This window comes from Microbacterium umsixpiens (assembly GCF_053543675.1).
In genome coordinates this window covers 38,024-39,623 of the sequence record NZ_JBLVOH010000028.1, presented here as the reverse complement: position 1 = coordinate 39,623, position 1,600 = coordinate 38,024, and the positions used below count along the sequence as shown (strand labels likewise).

Sequence of the window (1,600 nt, the reverse complement as noted above, 5' to 3'; positions counted from 1 at the left end):
GCCGGGGGTGATGCGCGCGACCAGGGATCCGGCGTCCAGCACACCGCCGTGGTCGCCGACGGAGATCGAGGCCGTTCCCGTTCCCGCGCCGGGCAGTGAGAAGCCTCCCTGCCGACGTCCGCCGGCGTGATGCGCGATGCGTACGCGGATGACGCCCTCCGCGGGGGAGGAGAGGGTGGTGGTGAGCACGGGGCGGTTGAGGGTGTCGCCGCGTTTCGCGATGACCATCGTGGGTGCGGTGATGACGATGCCGGTCCCGTCCGGCGTCTCGTCGGTCTCGGCGATGTCGTACGCCTCCTGCGCATAGAGCGCGGTGACCCCGGGACGCAGCTGCCAGAACCCGTCGGTGAACTTCATTACTTGACTGCTCCTGCGGTGATGCCCCTGGTGAGGGTGCGTTGGAAGATGAGGAAGAAGATGAGCGTCGGGATGATGCCGAGCAGGGCCGAGGCGCTCGTGGTGGTGACGTCCATCAGGCGGTCGCCCTGGAGCACGCTGATGGCCACCGGGACGGTCTGATTCGCGTTCGACGCGAGGAACGTCAGCGGGATCAGGAACTCGTTCCACGTCCAGATGAAGAAGAAGATCAGCAGGACCGAGAGCGTGGGACGGCTGATCGGGAAGATCACTCGCCACAGGATCTGCCAGCGGCTCGCACCGTCGAGCGATGCGGCCTCGAGGATCTCCTTGGGGAACGTGCCGTATACGGACGAGAGCAGGTAGGTGCCGAACGCCGCCTGGATGACGGTGAACACGATGATGACCGACCACACGTTGTCGTACAGTCCGACCGATTTGAACATGTAGTACAGCGGGTAGAGCAGGGCCTCCTGCGGCAGCAGGTTCGCCATGAGGAAGAGCAGCACGATCCAGCTGCGACCGCGCACGCGCCCGATGCCGATCGCGAACGCGTTGAGCATCGAGATGACGACCGCGAGCACCGACACGATGCCGGCGATGAAGATCGAGTTCCACACCTTCTCCGGGAAGTTCACCCGCTCCCAGAACTTGACGATGCCGCCGAAGTCGAGGGTCTCGGGGAGGGCGAGGGGACCGGAGGTGGCGTAGTCGACGGGCGACTTGAAGGAGTTCACGAGCACCAGATAGAACGGCGCGATGACGAGCAGTGCGCCGACGATGACGAGTGTCAGCAGCAGCCAGTCGATCGGTCGCTTCTTGGTCATGCCGCCGCGCGGGCGCGTCTTGGCGGGCTTTCCGGTGACGATGGCGGTGGTCGCGTGCATCACAGACCCGCCCTTTCCTTGCGCTCGAGGGAGTTCTGGACGCGGATGAAGATGATCGACACGATCACGACCACGATGGTGAGCACCGTCGCGATCGTGGCGCCGTAGCCGACGTTCCGCTTCGTGAAGAACTCCTGGTAGGCGTAGTACGCGGGCACCAGGGTGGCACCGGCAGGGCCGCCGCGGGTGATGATGTAGACCGGACCGAACACCTTGAGTGCGGCGATCGTGCAGGTCAGGGTGACGACGAAGATCTCGGGGCGGATGATGCTCATCGTGATCGCCGAGAACCGCTGGAACCAGTTCGCGCCATCGAGCTCCGCGGCCTCGTACAGCTCGGGGTCGACGCGCTGGAG

General features: G+C 65.2%; 2 protein-coding genes and 1 pseudogene. All 3 read right to left on the bottom strand.

From position 1 onward, the window contains the following. Positions 1-357: pseudogene (locus ACNPM4_RS03045) on the bottom strand (alpha-xylosidase); the annotation flags it as partial. Further along, a complete protein-coding gene (locus ACNPM4_RS03040; RefSeq protein WP_448984654.1) occupies positions 357-1,244 on the bottom strand; it encodes a carbohydrate ABC transporter permease in 888 nt (295 codons plus the stop codon). The pseudogene ACNPM4_RS03045 and the gene ACNPM4_RS03040, both read right to left, overlap by 1 nt. Continuing rightward, positions 1,244-1,600, bottom strand: a 357-nt coding sequence (locus ACNPM4_RS03035; protein WP_448984653.1) for a carbohydrate ABC transporter permease, incomplete at its 5' end; no start/stop codon positions are given. The genes ACNPM4_RS03035 and ACNPM4_RS03040, both read right to left, overlap by 1 nt.

What these genes read in the sequence shown, in the direction of transcription:
- ACNPM4_RS03040 (WP_448984654.1), bottom strand. Translation starts at nt 1,244, where the DNA reads ATGCACGCGACCACCGCCATCGTCACCGGAAAGCCCGCCAAGACGCGC.